Consider the following 22,376-nt stretch of genomic DNA (forward strand, 5'->3'; position numbering starts at 1 on the left):
GAGGGGCCGGATCTTCCCGCAGGCCGGGCCCTGACCGGAGCCGGTCCCCAGTCGGAACGGGCCGTCGGCCGGGGTCACCCCTTGGCCGGGTCACTCCTCGGGCGGGGTCACCCCTTGGCCGGGGTCAGCCTTTGACCGGTGTGGTCGACGGTGGGAGGGCGTCGTTGAAGCGGGTGTCCACGAAGGCGCCGAAGTCGACCTTGTTCGGGATCAGCTTCAGCTCGGTGAAGGCGTCGGCGATCTGCTGCTCGGACGCGACGAGCGGCTTGTCGACGGCGACCGCGAAGCGCGTGGAATTGGTCCGCTTCACCGAGTCCAGCGCCACGTCGTACGGCAGCCCGGTGTCCTTGGCCCACACCGTGGCCCACTCCTGCTGATGGTCGTGGACCCAGGCGGTCGCCCGCCGCAGCCGGGCCAGATAGTCCTTGATGGCGGCGGCCTTCTTCGGGTCCTTCAGCGCGGCGGGCGCGGCCACCTGGAAGGTGAGCCCGTTGGTGATGCCCTCGCCGGTGGTCAGCACGCGGCCCTGCTTGGCTCGCAGGATCTGGGAGGTGTACGGGTCCCAGACCGCCCAGGCGTCGACCTTGCCGGAGGTGAACGCGGCCAGCGCGTCGGCCGGCTGGAGGTACTTCACCTTGACGTCGGCCAGACTGAGTCCGACCGCCCTGAGCGAGGCGATCAGCTGGTAGTGCGCGGAGGAACCCTGTGCGACGGCGACGGACTTGCCCTTGAGTTGCTTGGGCCCGGTCAGCGAGGAGCCGTTGGGTACGAGGATGGCATCGCCCTTGGACATGCCGTGCCAGGCGGCCACGACCGAGATCTTCGAACCGGCGCCGGCCGCGAAGACGGGCGGGGTGTTGCCGACACCGCCGATGTCGACGGCCTGTGCGTTGACCGCCTCCAGCAGCGGCGGGCCGGAGGTGAAGGTGGACCACTTGATCTTGTAGTCCAGATTCTTGAGCTCGCCAGCGGCACGCAGGATGGCCTCTGAACCGCCCTTCTGGTCCCCGACGTCGAGGGTGACGGATCCCTGTCCGTCGGTGTCGCTTCCGGTGCTCGCGGACGAGTTCCCGCCGCAGGCGGTGAGCAGGAGCGCGAAGGGGAGGAGAACTGCGGCGGGGAGGAGGCGTCGTCGCATGACGGTTCCGTTCATGTGCGGGAGATTCGAGCGGTACAGGGACTTCGGGACGGGCTTCGGGGGACGGGCTTCGAGGGAGGAGCTTCGAGGGAGGAGCTTTTAGGGCGGAATGCCGAGGCAGGGGTGTCGGGGGGGGAGTTGGCGGAAGGAGGGTCAGGCGGCTTCCGCGGCGGTGTGGACTCCGAGCCGTTCCAGCAGCCCGGCGCGGAGTGCGGCGAAGCGGGGGTCGGTGATCTCACGCGGCCGGTCGAGGTCGATGCGCTGCTCATGGGCGATCCGGCCACCGTCCATCACCAGGACGCGGTCGGCGAGCAGTACCGCCTCCTCGACGTCGTGCGTGACCAGCAGTACGGCGCAGCCGCGCCGCTGCCACAACTCCCCCACGAGGCGCTGGGCCTTGATCCGGGTGAGCGCGTCGAGGGCGCCGAACGGCTCGTCGAGCAGCAGCAGATCGGGTTCGCGCACCAAGGCCCGGGCGAGGGAGGCACGCTGGGCCTCGCCGCCGGAGAGGGTCCTCGGCCAGGCGTCGACGCGGTGGTCGAGGCCGACCTCGTTCAACGCCCGCTCGGCGACGGAGCGTTCGGGCCTGCCGGGCAGACCGAGCAGAACGTTGCGCCACACCTTCTTCCAGGGCATGAGTCGGGGCGCCTGGAAGGCCACGGCCCGGCGGCGCGGGACCAGCGCGGTGCCCTCGATGTCCCGGTCGAGGCCGGCGAGGATGCGCAGCAGCGTCGACTTGCCGCAGCCACTGCGGCCGAGCAGGGCGACGAACTCGCCCGGCGCGATGTCGAGGTCCAGAGCGTCGATGACCGTACGGCCGTCGAAGGAGCGGGTCAGCCCCTCGACGTGCACAGCCGTGGGCACGGTGGACTCGGGGGACCTGGTGGAACTCGTGGGGCTCACCGGCCGGTGAACGTCGGTCGCCATTGCAACAGCAGCCTTTCGAGGGAGCGGACGATGAAGTCGGCGAGCAGGCCGAGGAAGGCGTAGACGATCAGGCAGACCACGATCACGTCGGTCCGCAGGAAGTCCCGCGCCTGCACCATCAGGAAGCCGATGCCGGCGTCGGCGTTGACCTGCTCGGCGAAGACGAGCGCCAGCCAGGCGATGCCGAGCGAGTAGCGCAGCCCGGTCAGCGCGCCGGGCAGCGCGCCCGGCAGGACGACGTGCCGTACCAGCCCCCACCGGGACAGGCCCAAGGACTCGCCCGCCTCGATGAGTTGGGCGTCGACGCCACGGATGCCGGCGTACACGTTGAGATAGAGCGGGAAGGTCACGCCGAGGGTGATGATGGCGATCTTCGGGGCCTCACCGATGCCGAACCAGATGATGAACAGTGGGATGAGACCGACGAACGGCACCGTCCGCAGCATCTGCACCGGCGCGTCCACCAGGTCCTCACCGATCCGGAACAGCCCGGAGACCAGGGCGAGTCCGGTGCCGGTCAGGGTCCCGAAGAGCAGTCCGAGAGCGACGCGCTGGAGCGAGGTCCCCATGGCCGACGGCAGCGAGCCGTCGCTGATCAGATCCCAGCTGACCTGCGCGATCCGGCCCGGAGAGGCCAGTACGTCGGCCGTCAACACGCCGGTGGCACTCAGGAGTTGCCACAGGGCAAGCAGCAGGATTGGGCCCGCGGTACGGCGCAGCCAGCGCGGAATGTGCAGGGAACGGGAGGAGGCGGGGACGACGGGCTGGAGGTCGGGGACGGTGAGGGTGGAGCGCCCCCTTGCGGGATCCTCGTACTTGGATATGCCAGAAATATCGGGTTCTGGAGAGTTGGGCGGGGCGTGGCTGATGCTCATGGATGCTCCGCGGAGAGGGGGTCAGCGGGGTGGCGGTGAAGCGAGGGGCGGCTGAGGTGGGTGGGGTGAAGCGGGTGTGGGGTGAAAGGAGAGCGGAGGGGCGGCGAACGGCGCACCGCCGCGTCACGCCTGTCTCAAGGGCCGGTCACGGCTGTCCGGGAACGGCTGGTCACAGGCGTACGGGAGCGACGGCGGGACGCGCCGGAAGAGTGAGGGCGGGAAAAGGGCGTCAGCAGCCGCGGCGACACGCGGCGGAGGCCACCCACAGCAGGTCGATGTGACCGCGCGTGGTGAGCAAGGCTGAACGCAACATGCGGCAGAACGTAGCCAGCTGGGTGGTCCACGGTCAATGGTGTCTCGCGTTGTGGACCTCGGATATCGGCAGGCGGTCGTGCCGCCGAAGGGAAGCCTGGCGTATGGGTCAGGATGGGGGCATGCCAGATGCCTTCACCACCCGTACGCTGCACGTCTCCACCGGTTCCCGGGAGCGCGTCGTCGATCTCACCGCCGACTGCGACGACTTCCTGCGCGAGGCGGCGGCCGGCCGCGACGGGCTGCTCAACATCTTCGTCCCGCACGCCACCGCTGGGATCGCCATCATCGAGACGGGTTCCGGCAGCGACGACGACCTCCTCGCCGCCCTGCACACCCTGCTCCCCGCCGACGACCGCTGGCAGCACCGCCACGGCAGCCCCGGCCACGGCCGCGACCACGTCCTGCCGGCCGTCGTCGCGCCGCATGCGACCCTGCCCGTCATCGGCGGACGCATGGAACTGGGCACCTGGCAGTCCGTCTGCCTGGTGGACACCAACATCTCCAATGCCAACCGTCAGGTTCGACTGAGCTTCCTGGGCTGAGCAAGATCATCCTGGGTGTGGCCGCCAAATCTCCGTAGCTTGCGTGCTCGAAACGGAGAAGTCTTGCGCCGTACGGACCTGAACATGATCGAACGCCCCTCCGCCGGATGCGGGAAGTGCCTGCTCGGCGTGCGACGGCTGTCGCGGATGAAGCTCGCCACATCGTCTCCGGAGCGGCAGCGCGAGGACGTGCTGACCGTCGCCGCGTCTGTCGGGGGCCACATCATCGGCTGGGCCGACGACTGGGAGGTGTCGGGCGCCACCGACCCGATGACCCGGCCGAAACTGGGCCCCTGGCTTTGTGACGAGAAGGGCCCGTACGACGGGTTGGTGGCTGGAGCTGTGGACCGGCTCGGCCGCAACGTCGTGGACGCCCTGAACACCGGCTACAAGATGCGCGACGAGGGGAAGCTGCTCGTCACCTACGGCCATGACGGTCCGTGGGATCTGGATGACCAGGCCGACGAGAACCGCCCGAACACTCCTGGTCCAATGAGCTTCTTCAGCGTTGCCGCTCCAGGGTGAGGATGGCTTTGGCGATTGACGTCATGCGGTTGGGGCTGCATCGGGACCTGCGGAAGATCCGCCAGGACTTCAGGCGGGCGACGCCGCGTTCGACGGGTGCCCGTGTCACGGCCAAGGCACGGTTGCGGGTCTTGTCGGTGGGGGTGAGTTTCTGCAGGGGCCTGCGTTTGATGCCAGTGGTCAGCCAGGGACCGGCGCCCTGGTAGGCGAGATCGGCCACGATGGGAACGCCCTGGCGCTCGCAGATTCGGATGATCCGGTGGGTGCGGGCGGCGGTCAGGTCGTGGGTGCGGCCCGGCATGGCGGGCGAGAGCCACAGCAGTCGGCCGCCGGGATCGGTGACCACCTGCACGTTCACACCGTGGCGCCGGTGTTTGTGGGAGTAGTCGGCCCGGCCGTCGCCGACCCGGTCGCACTCGGCGAGCGTCCCGTCGAGCAGGACGAAGTCGGGATCATGCTCGCGCAGCGTCTTCAGCAGACCCGGGGCACGTGCGGCGAGCAGGTCGACGACCGCGCTGGTGTAGGCGTGGGCGGTGGACTCGCTGATCCCGAACCCGGCGGCGATCTTCGCCAGCGTGGTGTGTTCTCGCAGGTACGCCAGTGCCACCATCGCGCGCTGGGACGGACGGAGCTTGCAGCGCCGGTCGCCCTCACGGGTGACGATCAGCATGGTGACCCACTCCACGAGTGCATGCGGCAGGTCAAGTGCGGCAGAATGGATGACCAACAAGGCCCCCGAGCAACGTGATTGAGACGTCAGACATCTCGATCAACAGCCCGGGGGCCTCGCTCGTTGCGCGTCACGGCCCATCACCCGTTCGGTGGCCAACTCGAAGAAGCTCAATGATCCAGTACGCCGCACCGCGGCCGGGATACCCGAGACGGTGCAGTTCGCCACCAAACCCCGCCTGGCCGATCAGATGATCGAGGCCGCGCTGGACGCCGGGATCACCGCCTCCTGGGTGACCGGCGACGAAACTTATGGCCAGGACCCTCAGCTCCACGCCGCCCCTCAAGGCGCGCGGCATCGGCTGTGTCCTGGCCGTCGCCTGCTCGACACGGGTGAGAATCAACCACGGCCGCACTCCCGCCCGCGCCGACGCCCTCGCTGCAGGACCGAGCGGGCCGAGGATGGACGCCCGGGCAGCCTTACCGAGGGCGTCAACACGCGAACCAAGCGGATCACGAGAAGATGCACGGCAGGGCCGGGTTCCCCCTGCTCCGCCATTGCATTCTCCTCCGCTGATCACCACACAGCGCTGCCACCGATTACGGGACAGAGCCTTTGGCTGGACAGACCCCGGAATCGAAATACCTGAGGTTGAAGATCCTGCGGCTCCCTCTTGGGGAGCCGCAGGATGCGTAGAAGTTACCGCCTCATCTGCGGCCCGCTGTAGTGCTACGGCACGCTGATGACGGACCAATACTGGTCCGGGTAGGGGCCGTAGGGATATATGTTGATGGGTGCGACGTCGGTTCGGGCTCCAGGGACGGACATGGACCAGCCCTGCATGGTGGCAAGTTCTCCGCTGTTGTAGTCGTAGTGCCAGAGCTGCGTGTTCGTATTCCCGTTTGCCGCGTTCACGCCGCAGTACTGGAGCGTGATCTCAGCGGTGCTCCCGGGCACGTAGGTCGCGCACAGGGTGTTGTTCTGCTGAGGCTGAAAGTAGAACCAGCCGGAGTGGCTGCTCGAAGGTTCCTCATACCAATACTGGTCCGGGAAGAGACTGTCGTATTCGCACGTGTACTGGTTGATCGGCGCTCCAGCATAGATCTTGTCACCAGGCACGGACATGCAGAAGTTGGAGTTGTTGTTCTCGACTATGACGCGCCCGCCGGTGGACGCAGAAGCGGCGGCCGTGCTCATCCAGGGCGCAATGAACGTGAGGAGAACGACCACAAGGGCGTACCGCTTGCGGCTTCTCATCCATGCAACGAGTGTTGTTGACATACGAATCCCTTAAGAGAGAGGGCGCGGCGCGAGAACGCGTCATGGACGCTCGCCAGGTACAGCTTCACGGTCTTCACGCTACGAGGGAAACCTCAGAGCACCAGTTGAGGAAACGTCGCAGATCCTGATCAGGGTCACAACGACCCGCCTGAACGCACTGGCGGGGACGGGCGAGGATGCGTCCAGGGTCTGCCATGGCCGAGTTCGTGCACTCAATATTGCAACCGGTCAGATCACGACCATGCTGAGGTACTCCCGAATCACAACCGGCGGCGGTGGTGATCATTTCCGTTTCACTGAGAGATCACCGCCGTCGCCAGCTGAACGGTCAGGATACGAAGAACTCCTGGTTCAGGTCGCCCCACGCGGGCCATAGCTGAAGCCCGCGGTTGGCGCCCGACGAGTCATAGTCCAGCACCAGGCCGGTGGCAACGTTGACGATCTGGGTCTTCCCGTCGGACAGCCCCTTCAGATACCACTGCGAAGAGCTGTTATTGCAGACGTTGTTCCCATTGGTGACCACCACCGGCGAGGCTTGCTGATTCCAGTTCGGGATAAGGCAGCCGCCGTTGGGGACCCACATGAACCGGTACCTCCACCGGCCCGAACCGTCTTGTTGCGCGTCCGTGAATGTCCAGTGGTTGGAGTAGCCGTCGCACCCATACGCGTGAACGCTCACCCCCAAGTTCCAGTACGAGTCCGGCCGGAGGCACGGACCGCCGCCCCAGGGGGTCCGGAGGTTGAACGTTGCGCCCGCATGCGCCGGCAGGGCCTGCACTGACAGCAGCGCCAGGGCTGCCGCCGGAAGCAGCAGCAGGCGTCGAAGGATTTTGCTCATGGTTGTGCGTCCTCCCGTGAAATCGCGGGGCCACGGGCCCCGTTCACCCCTCCTCGAAGACCTCTACGGGGTCGGCCGAGTCGAGGTTCGATGAACCCGCAATCGTCTGTATCGGCCTTGCGCGGTGTGGCAGGTCCAGGCTGGCCGGGGCGCTGGAGCGCAGTCACGTTTCCCGTACGAATCCGTACAGCCCGCTTGTAGACTCTCTTTGTCAGGAGCACGGCTTCACGGGGGAGTGAGCGTCGTGGGTGGGCAACGGGGGACCATGCCGGATCCGGGCAGAGCGGCTGATCTTGCGGAGTTCGTCTGTTTGCTGGGTGAGTTGCGGGCCTGGGCGGGGATGCCGTCGTACCGGGTGCTTGCCAAAAGGGTCGGGCCGCTGATGCGGCCGGCACGGGTTGTCTCACTGTCCACGGTGGTGGACGCTTTCAAGACCGGACGCAGTCGCCTGGACCTGGACCTGGTCGTGGGAATCGTCCGGGCGCTGGGGGCAGATGAACCCGCGGTCGGTCTCTGGCGCACGGCATGCATCAAGGTCCACGAGCTGGCCAGGACCGGCGGCCCAGCCGGGGTCTTCAGTCAGCTGCCCACGGATCTGGCGACGTTCACCGGGCGCCGTGAGGAACTCGCTCGCCTGATCGCGGCCGCGACGCAGCATCACGACCGCAGCGGTGCGAACACGGTCGTGATCTCCGCGGTCGAGGGCATGGCCGGGGTCGGCAAGACCCAGCTCGCGATCCATGCCGCCCACAAACTCGTACGCGCCGGGCACTTCACCGACGTGCAGCTGTATGTGAACCTGCGCGGATTCGACCCCGAACTCCCGCCCGCGGACCCCTCCGCGGTGTTGGGGGCGTTCCTGCGGCAGCTGGGAGTAGCCGCGCAGCAGATCCCCGAGAGTCGGGACGAGCGGGCGGCGATGTACCGCGACCGAATGCGGGATCGTCGTGCCTTGGTACTGCTGGACAACGCCGCCACCGAGGACCAGGTCCGCGGCCTCATCCCAGCCGGACCCACATGCCTGGTCCTGATCACCAGCCGCCGCAGTCTCGCTGGACTCGACGGTGCCACCCCGCACCTGATCGACACTTTCACCGAAACCGAAGCACTCGACCTGCTCGTCCGGATCGCCGGACACGACCGTGTGGCCGCCGAACCCGAAGCTGCCGCACGCGTCATCGAGTACTGTGACCGCCTCCCACTCGCCTTGGCGCTGACCGCCGCCCGGCTCCGCTCCCGGCCCGCCTGGTGCCTGGCCGAACTCGCCGACCGGATGCAGGCCGGGCGTCTGGAGGCGATCAGCGCCGGCGGCCGCGCCATACGCCCTGTGTTCGACGCGTCCTACCAGGCACTCCCGGACAGGGCACAGCAGGTGTTCCGCCTCATCGGCCTTCACCCCGGCCCGGACTTCAGCGCAGCGGCCGCCGCCGCACTGGCGGGCATCACCGCCAGCGAGGCCGCCGAGGTACTGGAACTGCTCCTGGACGAACACCTGCTCCAGCAAAAGCGCAGCGGGCGCTTCGAACTCCACGACCTGCTGCGCGCCTACGCCCATGAGCAGACCAACATCATTGACCCCGACCAGGAGCGCCGCGCCGCAGTGCACCGGATGCTGGATCACTATGTGCACACCGCGCACGACGCCGCCTCGCTGGTCGAACGGGGCCGGGACCCGCTGAACCTGCCCCCGCCGCAACCGGGGGTCTGCTTGGAACACTTCGCCGATCACGAGCGGGCACTAGCCTGGTTCACCACCGAACATGCGGTGCTTCTCAACGCCGCAGGCCACGCCGCCGCCACCGGTTTCCACGCCCACACCTGGCAGCTGGCCCACGCCCTCGCCACCTACCTCGATCGGCGCGGGAACTGGCACGATCTTGCCGCCGTCGGCAACACCGCAATAGTGGCCGCCGACCGGCTGGCCGACCCCCTCGGGAAGGCCATCGCCTGCAATATCGTCGCCCGCGCCCACCGCCGCCATGGCAAGTTTGAGGACGCCCAGCATCACCTACGCCACGCCCTCGACCTGTTCCGCCGGATCGGTAACCTGGATGGGCAGGCCGATACGTACATCGAACTCGCCAGAGTGGAGGCATGGCAGAGCCCTCCCGCCGTTGCCGAAGCACTTGCGCTCGCCCGTCAAGCCCACGCCTTGTACCAGTCCCGCGGCCACCGGCTGGGGCAGGCCCAGACTCTGACCGCCATCGGCTGGTCGCACGCGCGCCTTGGCGACCCTGCACAGGCCCTGGCCTGCTGCCGACAGGCTCTGCCCGTCCTTGAAGAATTCGACGACCGTGAACGGCAAGCCCATGCCTGGGACAGCATCGCCTACGCCCACAGCTCCCTGGGTCAGCACTCCCAAGCCGTCGCCTGCTACAGACGCGCCCTTGATCTGTGCCACGACCTCGGCGACCGCCCGCTGGAAGCAGACATCCTCAATCGCTTCGGCGACGCCCACCACGCCGCGCACCACCCCGATGCAGCCCACGAGGCTTGGCAACACGCCCTGGACATCCTCACCGAACTCGATCACCCGTACGCCATCCAGATCCGCGGCAAGATGGGTCTGTACGGTGACCGGCGGGCAATCCCGCACAGGGGGCGCGTCAGAGGCCGGTACGAGCTTGACGTTTAATCCTCCAGTGCGGTGTCGTGATCTATCCAGCGGGTTCGCTGGCGGTGCGTCGTCGGGAGTGGCTGCGTCGGGCTATTGCCTGGTGGCGTCTGCGCCAGTTGGACGTTGGACGCCATAGCGGAGGGACCGCCCGACAACCGGCCAACTCCAAGGGAAGGGCGAGCAGTCCAGGGTTGGTGACGCCGAGGAGCTTGGCGACAGAGGTGATCGAGTGCTCGGGGTTGGGGAGCATGTGGCGGGCGGCGCCGATCAGGTCGGCGGTGGCCTTGGTGGGCGCCCGCCGACCCGGCCGCGGGGACGGGCGGCGGCCAGGCCCTCGTTGGTGCGGATGACGATGAGCTCGCGGATGAACTCAGCCAGCGCGCCGAAGACGTGCAACACCAGGCGTCCGCCTGGGGTGGTGGTGTCGAGGCGCTCATGGAGCGAGGTGAAGCCGATCTCGCGCTGGCACAGTTCACTGACCATGGTGATCAGATCCTGCAAGGAGCGGCCGTAGCGGTCGGGGGAGGGGACGATGAGGGTGTCGCTGGCGGTGAGGAAGTCGTGGCATGCCGTCAGTTCCGGCCGCAGTGCGGCCTTCCTCTTGTCGGCGAAGATGTGCCGGCAGCCCGCGGCGGTGAGGGCGTCGATCTGCCGGGTTTTTGAAGGCCTTGGGTGTCGATGTCCGGAGTCGGCTGCACGGATATCCAAACTCCTGTGCACAGGCTCACGACGCGGTGCGCTGTACCTCGACCTGGAGGTACGGCGAGGACCGGCCGGCCAGCAGCGGTTCCGGCAGGCCGCGGGCCACATGGTCGACGAACGCGGCCAGGTAGGCGTTGGTGATGGTCAGCGCGTCGTCGCTGTCGATCGACCCGAGCCCGACCACAGACCGGATCGGCGCGGCCAGGTAGTAGGCGCCGTAGTCGCTGAAGTTGAAGTGCTCGGCCCCGTTGAGCCGGTAACTCCAGACGGGCCCGGTGCTGGCTGCCAGCAAGGCGCGGGCGGCGTCGCGTTCGGATTGCTCGTCGCCATTGCTCGGCCGGCAGGTTCCGGTGATGCAGGAGCTCTGGCTGGCCAGCAGCATCATCGGTTTGCCGAGTCCGGAGTGGACGACCGTGCCGAACTGGGTTCCGTCCAGGTCGGCTGCTCCGGCGCAGTGCGGGTCGTCGTGGCAGGCTTGCAGCGCGGCGGCTCCGCCGAAGGAGTGGCCCAGGTACATGGTGGTGGCCGCGTCGACGTGCCCGGCGAACCGGCCGGTGGCGTCCAGCGCGGCGACCCGGGTTGCGGCGAAGCGGTCGTCGGCCGCCCATACGCTGACCAGCCGGTCGTTGGCCGGGCGCATGGCGGCCGCGTCGGAGTCCTGCGGGTCACCGGCGGGTGTCGCGCTCACCGGCCGTCCGTTCAGCACGGTCAGGTTCGCGCTGTAGGTGGGGGTGATCCCGGCGACCAGGTATCCGTGGCTGGCCAGGTTCTCCGCGAGCGTGGTGTACTGCGGCGCGGCCAGACCCAACCCGGGTTCGAGCACCACCACGGGGAACCGGCCGGTGGCGACAGGGGCGTCGGCGACGGCGTGCACCCGGATGTCGTCGAAGCTGGTCTCGCCCAGCCCGGGCAGGCCGCCCATGTGCAGTCCCGACCATGGGCCCGGGGCGTAGGGCGCGGGTGGCGTGCCGGGGGCGGGTGCGGCCGGGTACCACAGCCACGCGGACAGCTCCCGCGGCATGCCCGGGTGCGGGGCGAGTGGATCGGTGCGGGCGTGGTCGGTCCAGTCGGCCGTGGTCCGGCCGACTGGATAACGGCCGGTCGGGGCGGGCAGGGTCACCTGCTGCCGCTGCCGGACCGCCACATAGCCGATGTAGCCGCCGAGCGTCACCACCAGCACGATCGCCAGGACGAGCAGGGTCTTCAGGGTTCGGCGTAGCCACCGACGGTCAGTGCGCATCGACGCTGCCTTGGGTACGTGCGATGGCGGCCCGCAGGCCGCGTGCGGAGGAGGTCGCCGCGACCACCAGCGTGACCGCCATGACCGTGCCGTAGCCGGTCAGTGCCGTAAACCCGGGCCGGTCGGCGAAGGTGACCAGGCCCCAGCCGACGCTGGCGGTAACGGCCACCGCCATGAGTGTCGTGGCGACCGCGCCGGCCACGGTGGCGACGCGTAGCCCCGCACCGCTCGGCGTGACGTGCCGCAGCGCGGCGGCCGGTCCGGCGGCGCAGGCGGCACCGGCGAACAGGCCGAGCCCGACCAGGACCAGAAACCCGGTGGGGCCGACACCCACCCCGTGGGTGATCATCCGGAGAACCGCCGCAGCGCCCAGGAAGGCCGATACGGCGACCGGTGGGATGAGCAACAGCCGGCGGGCGCGGCGGCGTCCGGGATGGCGTTGCGGGGCGCGGAGGACGGCGACCACCGGGGGCAGCCAGCCGACCGCGATGGCCAGCGCCGACGTGGCCGAGGCCAGCGCGTAGACGTTGTACCACCCTGCGGCCGGGTCGGTGTGCCCGGTGACGTACCAGGCCCCGTCCCGAGTGGTCTTGGCGAACAGGACGGCGCCGGCCGCCAGCGCCGTCCACGCGCACAGGGTCACCGCGACGGTGGTGCGCATCCGTCCGGTCCGGTCGTGCAGGTGGGTGCTGGGACGGGCCCAGACGCGCACCGCCGCGGCCGCGACGTCGACCACCTGCCGAACCCCGACGCCCCCGTCCTCCAGCAGGGCCGCGAACTCCGCGGCGTAGCGGCGGCGCCATACGGGCGGATACAACCCGACCAGCACGCGCACCCGCCAGTCGGGCCTGCCCTCGGCGGAGTTCGCGATTTTCACGGCATGGCCCCTGCGGCCCGGAGCCGGCGTAGCCCCAGATCGGCCACCCGCTGCATCTGTTCCGCCTGCTCGGCCAGCGTGCGCTGGCCGAGACCGGTGATCCGGTAGGGGCGGCGACGCCCTTGCGCGGGCAGCGCCTCGATCAGCCCGTCAGCTTCCAAACGGGCCAGCACCCCGTACAGGGTGCCGGGGCCGAGGACAACACCGACCGAGTTCGCGATGTCCTGGGTGATCGCGTAACCGTGCCTGGGTTCGTCGGCCAGACTCGCCAACACGAGTACGGCCGGATCGGTCTCGGACGCCATGATTTCCCTCTCCGTCGACCTTCACGGGAGGATATAACGCGTCACGATGTATCGCCAAGCATGGTAAGCGAGGTCGCGTCGGCTACGAGGGCGGTCAGGAAGCACTCCTCGACGCTCCAGCGGGCGCCGGTGACGCGGACCAGTTCGGACAGGGGCACTTCGGACAGGGGCACTTCGGTGGGTGACCGGCCAGGCGGGGCTTGGTGGCGAACTGCACCGTCTTGGGTATCCCGGCCGCGGTGCGGCGTTCTGGATCATTGGACCAGGAGTGTTCGGGGAGATGGAGACGTCGGTCGATCAGGGCCCGTCCTTGGCCGGTGGCCAGGGCGAGGAACACGCCGACCTGGGCGTTTTCGATGCGTCCCGCGGTGCCGGTGTACTGCCTCTGCACTCCCGTCGAGGACCGGCCCTTCTTCAGGAAGCCGGTCTCGTCGACAACGAGAACGGCGCCGTCGGCGCCGAGGTGTTCGGCGGCGTAGGCACGCAGGTCGTCGCGGACAGCATCGGCATCCCAGCGGGCGTAGCGCAGCAGACGTTGCATCGGCCCGGGCCGCGTACGGCCCGCCTGTTCGGCCGGCTGCCGGCAGTTCTTCCGTTCGACGCTCGACAGCAGCCCGAGCAGGTAAGCGCGGGTCGCGGCCCGGGGCTCAACTCGCCTGAACCGGCCCGCGATCCGGGCCATGATCTGGTCGAACATCGCCCGCCGGCGGGCAGGGTCTACGCTGTGGCCTGCGGCCACCGCACGATCTTCAGGAGTCCACACAACCCCCGATGATCACGCGGTGGCCGTACCCGTTCCCAGCCCGGTCCGCGACAAGATCGCGAAGTGAGACTGGAGTATGAGAGGCGTAGCCCTGGTTGGCCTCGGGTGATGTGTGAGGGGCGGCACCCCAGGTGCGAGCGCCGTGTCGGTGCTCGTGAGCCTGCTCGGCGTAGCGGATCAGACCCACGAGCTGCGCCCGCGAAGAGGTGACGCCACGTGAGCACATGTGAAGCTTGGGCTCATTGCGTAGCAGGCGCATAGCCAGTACGGAACCGTCGGCATGTATGGAGACGGGACCGTTCCAACGCGGAGCCCAGGTCTCGTGTGGGCCGGTCGTCGGCGTGCTGGGCCTGGCCGCGGCGGCCTTTGCCGTCGTGCGCGGCCGTTCCGCCGGGTCCCGGGCGGAGTAGCGCACCTGCCCTGCCGGCGGCAGCCGTCGGCAGGGCACCGTTCCGTCGCCGCGACCCCCGGCACAGTTGTCCCTCACGTGACGGGGACCACAACGTTGCTCCGGAACTCGCTCCCCGGAGGCCCCGACTCCTGATGCAGTACGGCGCGATCCGGCCGACGCCCTACGACGTGATCTGGAGACGCGGTTGATGGACGAGTCCCGGCAAATCTCCTCCGGCGCGGGTGCGGTGTTGCGGAAGCTGGTGCCTCCGCCTGCCCTGTGCGGATTCCTTGTCCTGCTGGCGCTGATGTTCGCGGTGTCGTACGCCGTCGGTGTCGACGCAGGGCCCGTCGCGCCCGGTATGCACGGCACCGGCACGAGCCGGGGTGTCGGCGATTCCGGAGGGGGCGGTGGCACGGACGAGATGGGGGACATGCCCGGGGGTGGCCACTGATGGGCGGGGAACCGGTGGCTGTCGACCTGGTGACGACCGACCTGACCGTCGGCGGCATGACCTGCGCGGCCTGCGTGGGGCGCGTCGAGAAGAAGCTCGGCAAGCTGGACGGGGTGACGGCGACCGTCAATCTGGCCACCGGGCGGGCGCGTGTGAGCCACCCGCCGCGGATCAGCCCCGAGGAACTCGTCGTCGCCGTCGAGAAGGCCGGCTACACGGCTGCCCTGCCCGAACCGCCCAAGCAGCCCGAGACGCGCGAGGGCAAGGGTGCGGGCGAGTCCGAGGAAGCTCGCCGGGAGCGGGATCGGCTGCTGATCACCGCGGTGCTCGCGGTGCCCGTGCTCGTGCTGTCGATGGTGCCCGCGCTGCAGTTCCGTCACTGGCAGTGGCTGTGCTTCGCGCTGGCCGCGCCGGTCGCGGTGTGGGGCGCGTTGCCCTTCCATGTGCATGCGGCGCGTGGGCTTCGGCATGCGGCGGCGACCATGGACACGCTGGTGTCGTTGGGTGTGGTGGCGTCCTTCTCCTGGTCTGCGTACGCGCTCTTCTTCGGTGGTGCCGGGGAGCCCGGCATGCGGATGCCGTTCGCTCTGGTGCCCTCGGCTTCGGACGGCGCGGCGCACCTCTATCTCGAAGCGGCCGTCGGTGTGCCGCTGTTCGTGCTGGCGGGGCGGTTCCTGGAGGCCCGGGCCCGGCGCGGGACCGGGGTCGCGCTCAGGTCACTGGCCCGACTTGCCGCCAAAGAGGTGACGATCCGCGAACGCAACGACGAACGGCTCGTTCCCATAGAGTGGTTGAGGCCGGGGCAGGTCTTCGTCGTACGGCCGGGGGAGCGCGTGGCCACCGACGGGCAGGTGGTGGAGGGCAGTTCCGCCGTGGATCTGTCCCTGGCCACCGGGGAGAGCGAGCCCGTCGAGGTCGGGCCGGGTTCAGCGGTGGTCGGCGGCGCCGTCAACGCCGGCGGGCTGCTCCTGGTGAAGGCCACAGCCGTCGGTGCCGACACCCAGCTCGCCCGGATCACCCGGCTGGTGACCGAGGCCCAGGCCGGCAAGGCACGGGCGCAGCGGCTGGCCGACACGGTGGCCGGGGTTTTTGTCCCCGTCGTGCTGACGTTGGCCGTCACCTGTCTCGGCTTCTGGCTCGGTGCCGGGGCCGGTCCGCAGGCCGCCGTCACCGCGTGCGTGGCCGTGCTCGTCGTGGCCTGCCCGTGCGCGCTCGGCCTGGCCACGCCGACCGCGCTGATGGCCGCGACCGGCCGCGGTGCTCAACTGGGCGTCCTGGTCAGCGGGCCCCAGGCGCTGGAGGGGCTCCAGCACCTCGACACGATCGTGTTGGACAAGACCGGCACGCTCACCTCGGGTCATATGACCGTGGCCCGGGTCACCTCCGTACCGGGCGGGCTCGGCAGGGAGGCGGTGCTGCGGCTGGCGGGGGCCGTCGAGCAGGGCTCGGAGCATCCCCTGGGCCGGGCGATCGTTTCCTACGCCCGGCGGGAACTCCCCGAGGGGCCGCTGCCGGACGTGAGTGAGGTCGCCGCCCTGCCGGGGCGGGGCGTGCGCGGCCGGGTCGAGGGCCGGCGGGTTGAAGCCCTCGCCCCGGACGGCGCGGTGCCCACCGCCCTGTCAGACGCGCTGTCCGTGGCTGAGGCCGCCGCTCACACGCCTGTCCTGGTCCGGGTGGACGGTGTGGCCGAGGCCCTGATCGAGGTCGGGGACGTGGTGCGGCCCGGAAGTTACCGGGCTGTGGACCGGCTGCGGCGCCTCGGCGTGCGGCCGGTGCTCGCCACCGGTGACCGTGAGGCACCGGCTCAGGCCGTGGCGGCAACTCTGGGCATCGACGAGGTACACGCCCGCTGCACCCCCGAGTCCAAGGCCGACCTCGTACGGGACCTGCAGGAGCAGGGCTACCGCGTCGCGGTCATCGGCGACGGAGTGAACGACGCCGCGGCCCTGGCCGGCGCCGACCTGGGCATCGCCATGGGCAGCGGCACGGACATGGCCATCGAGGCCGCCGACGTGACGCTGGTCCGCGGGGACATCGAGGCGTTGGCGGACGCGGTCCGGCTCGCCCGGCGCACGCTGGGCACGATCCGGGCCAACCTCGTCTGGGCCTTCGGCTACAACGTCGTGACCGTGCCGCTCGCCATGGTCGGCCTGCTCAATCCGATGCTCGCCGCTGCGGCGATGTCGGTGAGTTCGCTGCTGGTCGTGGGCAACAGCCTGCGGCTACGCGCCTGGCGGCCCTCGCCCGCTTCCGCCCGGAGGCGTACCCGATGACCGAGCAGAATCCCTGGCGGCCTACTCGTCGCCGGCTGACCGACACCTTCCTCGCCGCGCTCGCGCCCGTGGCCGCGTGCAGCCTCGCCCTGGGCGGGCTGACGACCTGGGCCGGGGCCGGGAAGGCGGGCAGCCCGGCCCGGATCACCGTCTCGAACGGGCGGGTCCTCCTGCCCTACGGGGACAGCACGGACACCGCGGCACTCTTCGACATCGCCAACGTCGGTGGTGCGGACGACCGGCTGGTGAATGTGACGTCCACGGCCACGCACGGCCGGATCGCCCTCAGCGGGCACCGCATGCTGGGCGGCCGGGCCGCGTACAAGGTCGACGTGACGTCGGCCGGCGTTCCCGGGGGCGGCGTGCTGTCCATGTCGCCGCGCGGTGTGGACGTGACGCTGCGGGCCGGGGCCGGCTGGCGGGCGGGTGACCTCGTGCCGTTCACGCTGCACTTCGAGCGCAGCGCGCCGGTCGAGACGATCGCGGTCGTGATCCGCCCGAGCGACAGCGGACCGTGATCGCCCGCCCTGACGGCGGTAGTCCTCCCGGTGGAGTCCTCTCCTGGACGTCGGGGCAGAGTGTCGTCGAGTCCCAGCCGGTAGGCATGGGCTGGATCACACCCTGCGGACTGAGTACGGTCCCCCGTGGATGTCCGTACCCACGCATGACGACCGAAGCCCGGATGCGAGGATGAGGCGCCATGACAGCAGGGTGGTGTGCTCGCGCGATACGGGCCGCGGTGTTCGCGGCCATGTGCGTGCTGCTCGCTGCCCTGGGCCACGTCCTGATGTCCGGCACCGACGTGCCCGCGTGGGCGCTGGCCGCCGGCGGGGCCGCGACCGGTGCCGTGGGCTGGTGTCTGGCGGGGCGTGAGCGCGGCCTGCCGTTGATCGTGACGGTCGTGGTCGCCGCCCAGACGGTGCTCCACGAGGCGTTCTCCTATGCCCAGTCGGCGTCTGGCTCGGCCGGCGGCTCCGCCTCCATGCACATGAGCGGCATGAGCGGCATGAGCTCTATGGACAGCTCCCTCGATATGGGCGCCATGCATATGGACCACACGGGCATGAGCCCCATGGATCACATGGGGCACTCCATGGACGGCGGTTCGTCGTCGTTCGGCATGCTCGCTGCCCACCTGCTCGCCGCGGTGCTGTGCGGCCTGTGGCTGGCGTACGGCGAGAAGGCCGCCTTCCGGATCCTGCGGGCGTCGGCCGGATGGCTGGCGGCGCCACTGCGGCTGCTGCTTGCCCTGCCCGCTCCCCCCGATCGCCCGCGCGTCCGTCTGCGGCGCCGCCACTCGGACCGGGCGCCGCGTCTCCTTCTCCTCGTCCACGCGATCACCTCTCGGGGTCCGCCCGTGGGAACGGCTGTCGTCTGAAGACAGCTGGTTTCCCGAGGCTGCCCGGCTCCCCGTGTGCGCCTCGGGCCACGGCCGTACGACCGCTCAGGGGCTGTACGCCGGCACAGGCGCTGTAGCGCTACAGCGACGCCGTAGGGCCGTCTCTCCCACTTTCACCGGACCGCGCGCTGTGGCGCGCCCTGGTCCGACTCACGGTTGACCCGAAAAGGACACCAGGTGATCACCTCTGCCCTGCCCACCTCGCGCGCCAAGAGCTACAAACCGGCGGCGCCCGACGAATCGATCACCGCGTGGGCGCTGGCCGCCCGAGGCGGTGACGCAGACGCGGTCGAGCAGTTCGTGGGCGCCCTGCACCGGGACGTCCAGCGCTACGTCGCCCATCTGTGCGGCGATCCCCAGGCCGTGGACGATCTGGCGCAGGACACGTTCCTGCGCGCGCTCGGCAGCCTGCACCGCTTCGAGGGGCGTTCCTCGGCCCGGGCCTGGCTGCTGTCCATCGCCCGCCGAGCGGTGATCGACAGTTACCGGTACGCCGCCGCCCGCCCGCGCCTCGCGGACGTACCGGACTGGCAGCTGGTTGCCGAACTGGCCCAGCCGTGCGACCTGCCCGGTTTCGACGACGGCATCGCGTTGCTGGATCTGCTGGCCTCACTGCCCGATGACCGTCGGGAGGCGTTCACCCTCACGCAGCTGCTCGGTCTGCCCTATGCGGAGGCCGCCGAGGTGAGCGACTGCCCGATCGGCACGGTCCGCTCCCGCGTGGCCCGTGCGCGCGCGACGCTGATGGACCTGCTGGACGAGGCGGACCAGCCCGACGCGCTGGCGGCCTGACGCTCCGGGAGGGTGCCGGTGCCGGCTGGAAGAACGGCACCGGCGCCCTCGCGGCTGGAGTACCGGGAGCGGTTCACCTGGGCCGGATGGCCAACTGCCCGGGAACTCAGGGCACCTTCGCTCCGACTACTGGAGCGGGTGGCGAAGGCTCGCCCGTGTACCGAGTGGATCCGGGAGTTGTTCGATGCGTTCTCGTGTGTGGGGCGGTACCACGGCCGTCGTACTCGGCGGCCTGCTGGTGGCGGGCTGCGGCGGCGGGGGGAAGGACACGGCGGACGGGAGCGCGGGGCAGGCCGGGAAGGCGGTTTCCGGCGGCTACCCGGTGTCCGTCACCGACTGCACGGGCGCCAGGACCACCTTCTCGGGCGCCCCGAAGAGAATCGTCACCAGCAACGCCTCCAGCCTGGAACTGCTGCTCCGCCTCGGCGCCGGCAACCAGGTGATCGGCACCGGCTTCCCGCCCGGCAAGGGCACGCTGCCCGGCGCCCTCGACGTACAGGCGCAGAAGATCAAAGTGCTCGGCCAGACCGTGATCCCCAAGGAGAGGCTGCTCGGCTCCGGCGCCGACCTGTACATCGACACCTTCGCCGCCATGGGGAGCATGGGCGGCGGAGGGATGGGGGACGCGCCGACGCCGGAGGAATTCAAGGCTGCCGGAATCAGGCACATCTACCTGAAGTCCACCGCCTGCGCCGCCCAGAGCAAGACCCCGGTGACCGACCTGTCCGCTGTCGAGGCCGACATCATCTCCCTCGGCGCGGTCACCGGCACCGGTGCGCAGGCGCAGAAACTCGTCGCCGGGATGAAGGAGAAGGTGGGCGCCGTCCAGAAGGCGGTCGGCGGTACGGCGGAGAGCAACCGGCCGACGTACTTCCTCTTCGACTACGACGCCGGTACGAAGCAGCCCTCCGTCATCTGCAACCGTCAGGTCGCCAACGCCGTGATCACCCTGGCCGGAGCCCGCAACGTCTTCGCCGACTGCGACGGCGACTACAAGCAGGTCGGCTGGGAGGACGTCATCGCCAAGAACCCCGACTGGATCCAGCTCGGCGTCCGCAACCGCGGCAGCGAGACGGCGAACAAGAAGGCGTTCGACGAGGCCGAGCAGTGGCTGAAGTCGAACCCCGCCACCAAGGGCCTCAAGGCGGTCGAGGAGGGCCACTTCCTGCGCATCGGCTCCGAACAGACCACCATCGCGGGAGTCGAGAACGCCGACACGGTCGAGGCCATCGCCAAGACCCTCCACCCGGGCAAGGTCGCCTGATCGTGGCCTTCACCCTGGTGCGCCGGAAAGCCGCGGCCGCGGAGGAGCGCGGCAGCCTGCCCGCCGCTCCACTGGCGGCGGTTCTGGCCGTGGCACTGCTGGCCGCGCTGACGGCAGCCGTGGCCTGGGGCTCGACATCGATCCCGCCCGGCGAGGTGTGGAGCGTGGTGTGGCGGCGGCTGTCCGGCGAGGCGCCGCGCCCCGGCACGGACGACCTCATCGTCTGGCAACTCCGAGTCCCTCGCGCCCTGCTCGCCGCTCTCGTCGGCGCCGGTCTCGGTCTCGTCGGTACGGCCGTCCAGGCGCTGGTGCGCAACCCGCTGGCCGACCCGTACCTGCTGGGCATCTCCAACGGCGCCTCCCTCGGCGCGGTCGGTGCGATCGTCCTCGGCCTGGGCGCGGGCGGGGCACTGGGCCTGGGGTTGTCCGGGGCGGCTTTTGCCGGCGCGCTGGCGACGTTCGCGCTGGTGTGGGCAGTGGCCCGGCGCGGTGGCGGGTTCGCGCCGCTGCGCCTGGTGCTGGCCGGAGTCGCGATCGGCCAGTTCCTCTCCGGGTTCACCAGCTACCTGGTGTTGCAGGCCGGGGACGAGCAGCAGACCCACAGCGTCCTGTTCTGGCTCATGGGCAGCCTCAGCGGCGCGACGTGGGAACTGCTCGCGGTGCCCGCCGTCGCCATACCTGCCGCGCTGCTGTGGCTCCAGGCACGCGCCCGGGGCCTGAACGCCCTGCTGATGGGCGACGAGACGGCGGCCGGACTCGGCATCGACGTCACCCGGCTGCGCCGCGAGCTGTTCACCGTCACCAGCGTGCTGACCGGCGTCCTGGTGGCGGTCTCCGGCGCGATCGCGTTCGTCGCGTTGATGGTGCCGCATGTCTGCCGCCTGGTCGTGGGGGGTGACCACCGACGCCTCCTGCCGATCTCCGCGTTGTTCGGCGCTCTGCTGCTGGTCGCGGTCGACATCGTGTGCCGTACGGCGATGGACACGCAGGAGCTGCCGGTCGGCGTCGTCACCTCTCTGCTCGGGGCTCCGGCCCTGCTGTATCTGCTGGACCGGCGCCTGGGGAGCGGCAGTTGAGGATCGACATCGAGGACCTGCACGTCGCCTACGCAGGCCGCACGGTGGTTGCGGGCGCCCATCTCGTCGCCGCCGAGGGCGAGACCACCGGCCTCGTCGGCCCGAACGGCAGCGGCAAGTCCACGCTGCTGCGCACCGTCTACCGGCACCTGAAGCCCACCGCCGGGCGAGTTCTGCTCGCGGGCACCGACCTGCGGGAGCTGACCCCGCTCCAGTCGGCGCGGCACGTGGCGGCCCTGCCGCAGGAGCGCGGGAGCGACTTCGAGCTGACCGTGCGCGAGGTCGTCGCCATGGGCCGTACGCCCTACAAGCGGGCCTTCGCCGGGGAGGACGCCGCGGACCGGGACATCGTCGTGCAGGCGCTCACCGACGTCGGCATGGCGGAACAGGCCGGACGCCGTTTCACGGCCCTGTCCGGCGGTGAGCGCCAACGTGTCCTGCTGGCAAGGGCGTTCGCGCAGAATCCGGATATCCTGGTGCTGGACGAACCGACCAACCACCTCGACATCCGCCACCAGGTCGGCCTTCTCGCCCTCCTGCGTGCACAGCGCCGTACGACCTTGGTGTCACTGCATGACCTGAACGCCGGCGCCTCCGTCTGTGACCGTCTCCACGTCCTGCACGAGGGAGCGGTCGTCGCCTCCGGCCCGCCGCGGGAAGTCCTCACGCCCGCGCTGATGGCGGAGGTGTTCGGGGTACGAGCGGCGGTTGTCGACCATCCCCTGACCGGTGACCCGCTCATCGCCTTCGACCACCGCACGCCGGCGGACGAGGCACCGACAGCCGTGCCGCCGGAGACGCCCACCCGGAGATGAACGGGCTGGTGAACGGGCTCGGGCAGGACGACGGTCGCGTCCTTCGCGGCCACCGTGGCCGTTCTCGTAGCCGGTTACGGCTGGCTGGGATCCTTCGTCGATGGAGCGTTCGGCGCGGTTGTCGGCTGTGCCGCCGGGCTGGTCCTCTGCGGGCTGCTGTACCTGCTGGTGGAGTCGGCCGTGTCGGGCAAGCCGACACGCGGCGGCCGCCGCGACTGACCGGCGCGAGCCGTTTCAGCCTGCTCGCCATGATTTTTGGACGCGCCCGGGAACTCGTGTGCGATCCCTGCCGACTTG

Annotated in this window: 23 protein-coding genes and 1 pseudogene; 13 read left to right on the forward strand and 11 right to left on the reverse strand. The window is 69.9% G+C overall.

What is annotated here, in order from left to right:
- Positions 1 to 124: 124 nt before the first annotated feature.
- The 3 genes from LE548_RS23860 to LE548_RS23870 all read right to left on the reverse strand — a co-directional run bounded on the left by LE548_RS23860 (position 125) and on the right by LE548_RS23870 (position 2,940).
- Entirely contained in the window at positions 125 to 1,138 is a 1,014-nt protein-coding gene (locus LE548_RS23860) for an ABC transporter substrate-binding protein (protein WP_225098982.1), read from the reverse strand.
- Positions 1,139 to 1,291: 153 nt separating this feature from the next.
- The gene (locus LE548_RS23865) at positions 1,292 to 2,065 is read right to left on the reverse strand and encodes an ABC transporter ATP-binding protein (RefSeq protein WP_225098983.1); all 774 of its coding nucleotides are present in this window, start codon (positions 2,063 to 2,065) and stop codon (positions 1,292 to 1,294) included.
- Positions 2,038 to 2,940: an ABC transporter permease gene (locus LE548_RS23870; protein WP_225098984.1), complete on the reverse strand. Its 903-nt coding sequence runs from the start codon at positions 2,938 to 2,940 to the stop codon at positions 2,038 to 2,040. Before LE548_RS23870 ends, LE548_RS23865 begins: the two co-directional genes overlap by 28 nt.
- Before the next feature lie 434 nt (positions 2,941 to 3,374).
- On the opposite strand from LE548_RS23870, the gene LE548_RS23875 reads away from it, so the two are divergent.
- On the forward strand, positions 3,375 to 3,797 hold the full coding sequence (locus tag LE548_RS23875; RefSeq protein WP_225098985.1) for a secondary thiamine-phosphate synthase enzyme YjbQ: 423 nt from the start codon (positions 3,375 to 3,377) through the stop codon (positions 3,795 to 3,797).
- Positions 3,798 to 3,860: 63 nt separating this feature from the next.
- Positions 3,861 to 4,322 (forward strand): recombinase family protein, encoded by a 462-nt coding sequence (locus LE548_RS23880; protein WP_225098986.1) that lies wholly within the window; start codon positions 3,861 to 3,863, stop codon positions 4,320 to 4,322.
- On the opposite strand, the gene LE548_RS23885 is transcribed toward LE548_RS23880, so the two are convergent.
- Positions 4,300 to 5,049 (reverse strand): transposase family protein, encoded by a 750-nt coding sequence (locus LE548_RS23885; RefSeq protein ID WP_225098987.1) that lies wholly within the window; start codon positions 5,047 to 5,049, stop codon positions 4,300 to 4,302. The two genes, LE548_RS23880 and LE548_RS23885, sit on opposite strands and share 23 nt — an antisense overlap.
- A 157-nt stretch (positions 5,050 to 5,206) precedes the next feature.
- Between LE548_RS23885 and LE548_RS23890 the strand changes: the two genes are divergently transcribed.
- Positions 5,207 to 5,641, forward strand: a complete 435-nt coding sequence (locus LE548_RS23890) for a transposase (RefSeq protein WP_374116168.1) — start codon at positions 5,207 to 5,209, stop codon at positions 5,639 to 5,641.
- Between the two features lie 80 nt (positions 5,642 to 5,721).
- On the opposite strand, the gene LE548_RS23895 is transcribed toward LE548_RS23890, so the two are convergent.
- Together LE548_RS23895 and LE548_RS23900 are read right to left on the reverse strand one after the other, a co-directional pair.
- Complete coding sequence (locus LE548_RS23895; protein WP_225098988.1) at positions 5,722 to 6,249, reverse strand: RICIN domain-containing protein; 528 nt, start codon at positions 6,247 to 6,249, stop codon at positions 5,722 to 5,724.
- Between the two features lie 352 nt (positions 6,250 to 6,601).
- A complete protein-coding gene (locus LE548_RS23900; RefSeq protein ID WP_225098989.1) occupies positions 6,602 to 7,111 on the reverse strand; it encodes an RICIN domain-containing protein in 510 nt (169 codons plus the stop codon).
- Positions 7,112 to 7,376: 265 nt separating this feature from the next.
- Between LE548_RS23900 and LE548_RS45530 the strand changes: the two genes are divergently transcribed.
- The gene (locus LE548_RS45530) at positions 7,377 to 9,746 is read left to right on the forward strand and encodes a tetratricopeptide repeat protein (protein WP_263636458.1); all 2,370 of its coding nucleotides are present in this window, start codon (positions 7,377 to 7,379) and stop codon (positions 9,744 to 9,746) included.
- Positions 9,747 to 9,995: 249 nt separating this feature from the next.
- On the opposite strand, the gene LE548_RS23915 is transcribed toward LE548_RS45530, so the two are convergent.
- The 5 genes and pseudogenes from LE548_RS23915 to LE548_RS23935 all read right to left on the reverse strand — a co-directional run.
- Complete coding sequence (locus LE548_RS23915; protein ID WP_225098990.1) at positions 9,996 to 10,436, reverse strand: recombinase family protein; 441 nt, start codon at positions 10,434 to 10,436, stop codon at positions 9,996 to 9,998.
- 16 nt (positions 10,437 to 10,452) lie between these two features.
- Positions 10,453 to 11,670, reverse strand: coding sequence for an alpha/beta hydrolase (locus LE548_RS23920; RefSeq protein ID WP_225098991.1), 1,218 nt, complete (start codon positions 11,668 to 11,670; stop codon positions 10,453 to 10,455).
- Complete coding sequence (locus tag LE548_RS23925; RefSeq protein ID WP_225098992.1) at positions 11,660 to 12,547, reverse strand: hypothetical protein; 888 nt, start codon at positions 12,545 to 12,547, stop codon at positions 11,660 to 11,662. The genes LE548_RS23920 and LE548_RS23925 overlap by 11 nt, the downstream gene beginning before the upstream one ends.
- Complete coding sequence (locus tag LE548_RS23930) at positions 12,544 to 12,852, reverse strand: PadR family transcriptional regulator (RefSeq protein ID WP_037663685.1); 309 nt, start codon at positions 12,850 to 12,852, stop codon at positions 12,544 to 12,546. Before LE548_RS23930 ends, LE548_RS23925 begins: the two co-directional genes overlap by 4 nt.
- 190 nt (positions 12,853 to 13,042) lie before the next feature.
- Positions 13,043 to 13,549, reverse strand: a pseudogene (locus tag LE548_RS23935) (IS701 family transposase); the annotation flags it as partial.
- 665 nt (positions 13,550 to 14,214) lie between these two features.
- Here LE548_RS23935 and LE548_RS23940 point away from each other — a divergent pair.
- The 9 genes from LE548_RS23940 to LE548_RS23980 all read left to right on the forward strand — a co-directional run bounded on the left by LE548_RS23940 (position 14,215) and on the right by LE548_RS23980 (position 22,298).
- The gene (locus LE548_RS23940) at positions 14,215 to 14,460 is read left to right on the forward strand and encodes a hypothetical protein (RefSeq protein WP_225098993.1); all 246 of its coding nucleotides are present in this window, start codon (positions 14,215 to 14,217) and stop codon (positions 14,458 to 14,460) included.
- On the forward strand, positions 14,460 to 16,733 hold the full coding sequence (locus tag LE548_RS23945; RefSeq protein ID WP_225098994.1) for a cation-translocating P-type ATPase: 2,274 nt from the start codon (positions 14,460 to 14,462) through the stop codon (positions 16,731 to 16,733). The genes LE548_RS23940 and LE548_RS23945 overlap by 1 nt, the downstream gene beginning before the upstream one ends.
- Positions 16,730 to 17,251 (forward strand): copper chaperone PCu(A)C, encoded by a 522-nt coding sequence (locus LE548_RS23950; RefSeq protein ID WP_225098995.1) that lies wholly within the window; start codon positions 16,730 to 16,732, stop codon positions 17,249 to 17,251. Before LE548_RS23945 ends, LE548_RS23950 begins: the two co-directional genes overlap by 4 nt.
- A 182-nt stretch (positions 17,252 to 17,433) precedes the next feature.
- On the forward strand, positions 17,434 to 18,111 hold the full coding sequence (locus LE548_RS23955; protein ID WP_225098996.1) for a hypothetical protein: 678 nt from the start codon (positions 17,434 to 17,436) through the stop codon (positions 18,109 to 18,111).
- 198 nt (positions 18,112 to 18,309) lie between these two features.
- Positions 18,310 to 18,924: a sigma-70 family RNA polymerase sigma factor gene (locus LE548_RS23960; protein ID WP_225098997.1), complete on the forward strand. Its 615-nt coding sequence runs from the start codon at positions 18,310 to 18,312 to the stop codon at positions 18,922 to 18,924.
- 184 nt (positions 18,925 to 19,108) lie between these two features.
- Positions 19,109 to 20,188, forward strand: coding sequence for an ABC transporter substrate-binding protein (locus LE548_RS23965; RefSeq protein WP_225098998.1), 1,080 nt, complete (start codon positions 19,109 to 19,111; stop codon positions 20,186 to 20,188).
- Between the two features lie 2 nt (positions 20,189 to 20,190).
- Entirely contained in the window at positions 20,191 to 21,264 is a 1,074-nt protein-coding gene (locus LE548_RS23970) for an iron ABC transporter permease (protein ID WP_225098999.1), read from the forward strand.
- On the forward strand, positions 21,261 to 22,079 hold the full coding sequence (locus LE548_RS23975; RefSeq protein WP_225099000.1) for an ABC transporter ATP-binding protein: 819 nt from the start codon (positions 21,261 to 21,263) through the stop codon (positions 22,077 to 22,079). Before LE548_RS23970 ends, LE548_RS23975 begins: the two co-directional genes overlap by 4 nt.
- Positions 22,080 to 22,133: 54 nt before the next feature.
- Complete coding sequence (locus tag LE548_RS23980) at positions 22,134 to 22,298, forward strand: hypothetical protein (protein ID WP_225099001.1); 165 nt, start codon at positions 22,134 to 22,136, stop codon at positions 22,296 to 22,298.
- Positions 22,299 to 22,376 lie beyond the last annotated feature (78 nt).

This window comes from Streptomyces sp. CoH27 (assembly GCF_020181035.1).
Classification (GTDB): Bacteria; Actinomycetota; Actinomycetes; order Streptomycetales; family Streptomycetaceae; genus Streptomyces; species Streptomyces camelliae.

What these genes read in the sequence shown, in the direction of transcription:
- LE548_RS23955 (WP_225098996.1), top strand. Translation starts at nt 17,434, where the DNA reads ATGACAGCAGGGTGGTGTGCTCGCGCGATACGGGCCGCGGTGTTCGCG.
- LE548_RS23875 (WP_225098985.1), top strand. Translation starts at nt 3,375, where the DNA reads ATGCCAGATGCCTTCACCACCCGTACGCTGCACGTCTCCACCGGTTCC.
- LE548_RS23940 (WP_225098993.1), top strand. Translation starts at nt 14,215, where the DNA reads ATGGACGAGTCCCGGCAAATCTCCTCCGGCGCGGGTGCGGTGTTGCGG.
- LE548_RS23930 (WP_037663685.1), bottom strand. Translation starts at nt 12,852, where the DNA reads ATGGCGTCCGAGACCGATCCGGCCGTACTCGTGTTGGCGAGTCTGGCC.
- LE548_RS23945 (WP_225098994.1), top strand. Translation starts at nt 14,460, where the DNA reads ATGGGCGGGGAACCGGTGGCTGTCGACCTGGTGACGACCGACCTGACC.
- LE548_RS23900 (WP_225098989.1), bottom strand. Translation starts at nt 7,111, where the DNA reads ATGAGCAAAATCCTTCGACGCCTGCTGCTGCTTCCGGCGGCAGCCCTG.
- LE548_RS23870 (WP_225098984.1), bottom strand. Translation starts at nt 2,940, where the DNA reads ATGAGCATCAGCCACGCCCCGCCCAACTCTCCAGAACCCGATATTTCT.
- LE548_RS23895 (WP_225098988.1), bottom strand. Translation starts at nt 6,249, where the DNA reads ATGAGAAGCCGCAAGCGGTACGCCCTTGTGGTCGTTCTCCTCACGTTC.
- LE548_RS23860 (WP_225098982.1), bottom strand. Translation starts at nt 1,138, where the DNA reads ATGCGACGACGCCTCCTCCCCGCCGCAGTTCTCCTCCCCTTCGCGCTC.
- LE548_RS23865 (WP_225098983.1), bottom strand. Translation starts at nt 2,065, where the DNA reads ATGGCGACCGACGTTCACCGGCCGGTGAGCCCCACGAGTTCCACCAGG.
- LE548_RS45530 (WP_263636458.1), top strand. Translation starts at nt 7,377, where the DNA reads ATGCCGGATCCGGGCAGAGCGGCTGATCTTGCGGAGTTCGTCTGTTTG.
- LE548_RS23965 (WP_225098998.1), top strand. Translation starts at nt 19,109, where the DNA reads ATGCGTTCTCGTGTGTGGGGCGGTACCACGGCCGTCGTACTCGGCGGC.
- LE548_RS23920 (WP_225098991.1), bottom strand. Translation starts at nt 11,670, where the DNA reads ATGCGCACTGACCGTCGGTGGCTACGCCGAACCCTGAAGACCCTGCTC.
- LE548_RS23950 (WP_225098995.1), top strand. Translation starts at nt 16,730, where the DNA reads ATGACCGAGCAGAATCCCTGGCGGCCTACTCGTCGCCGGCTGACCGAC.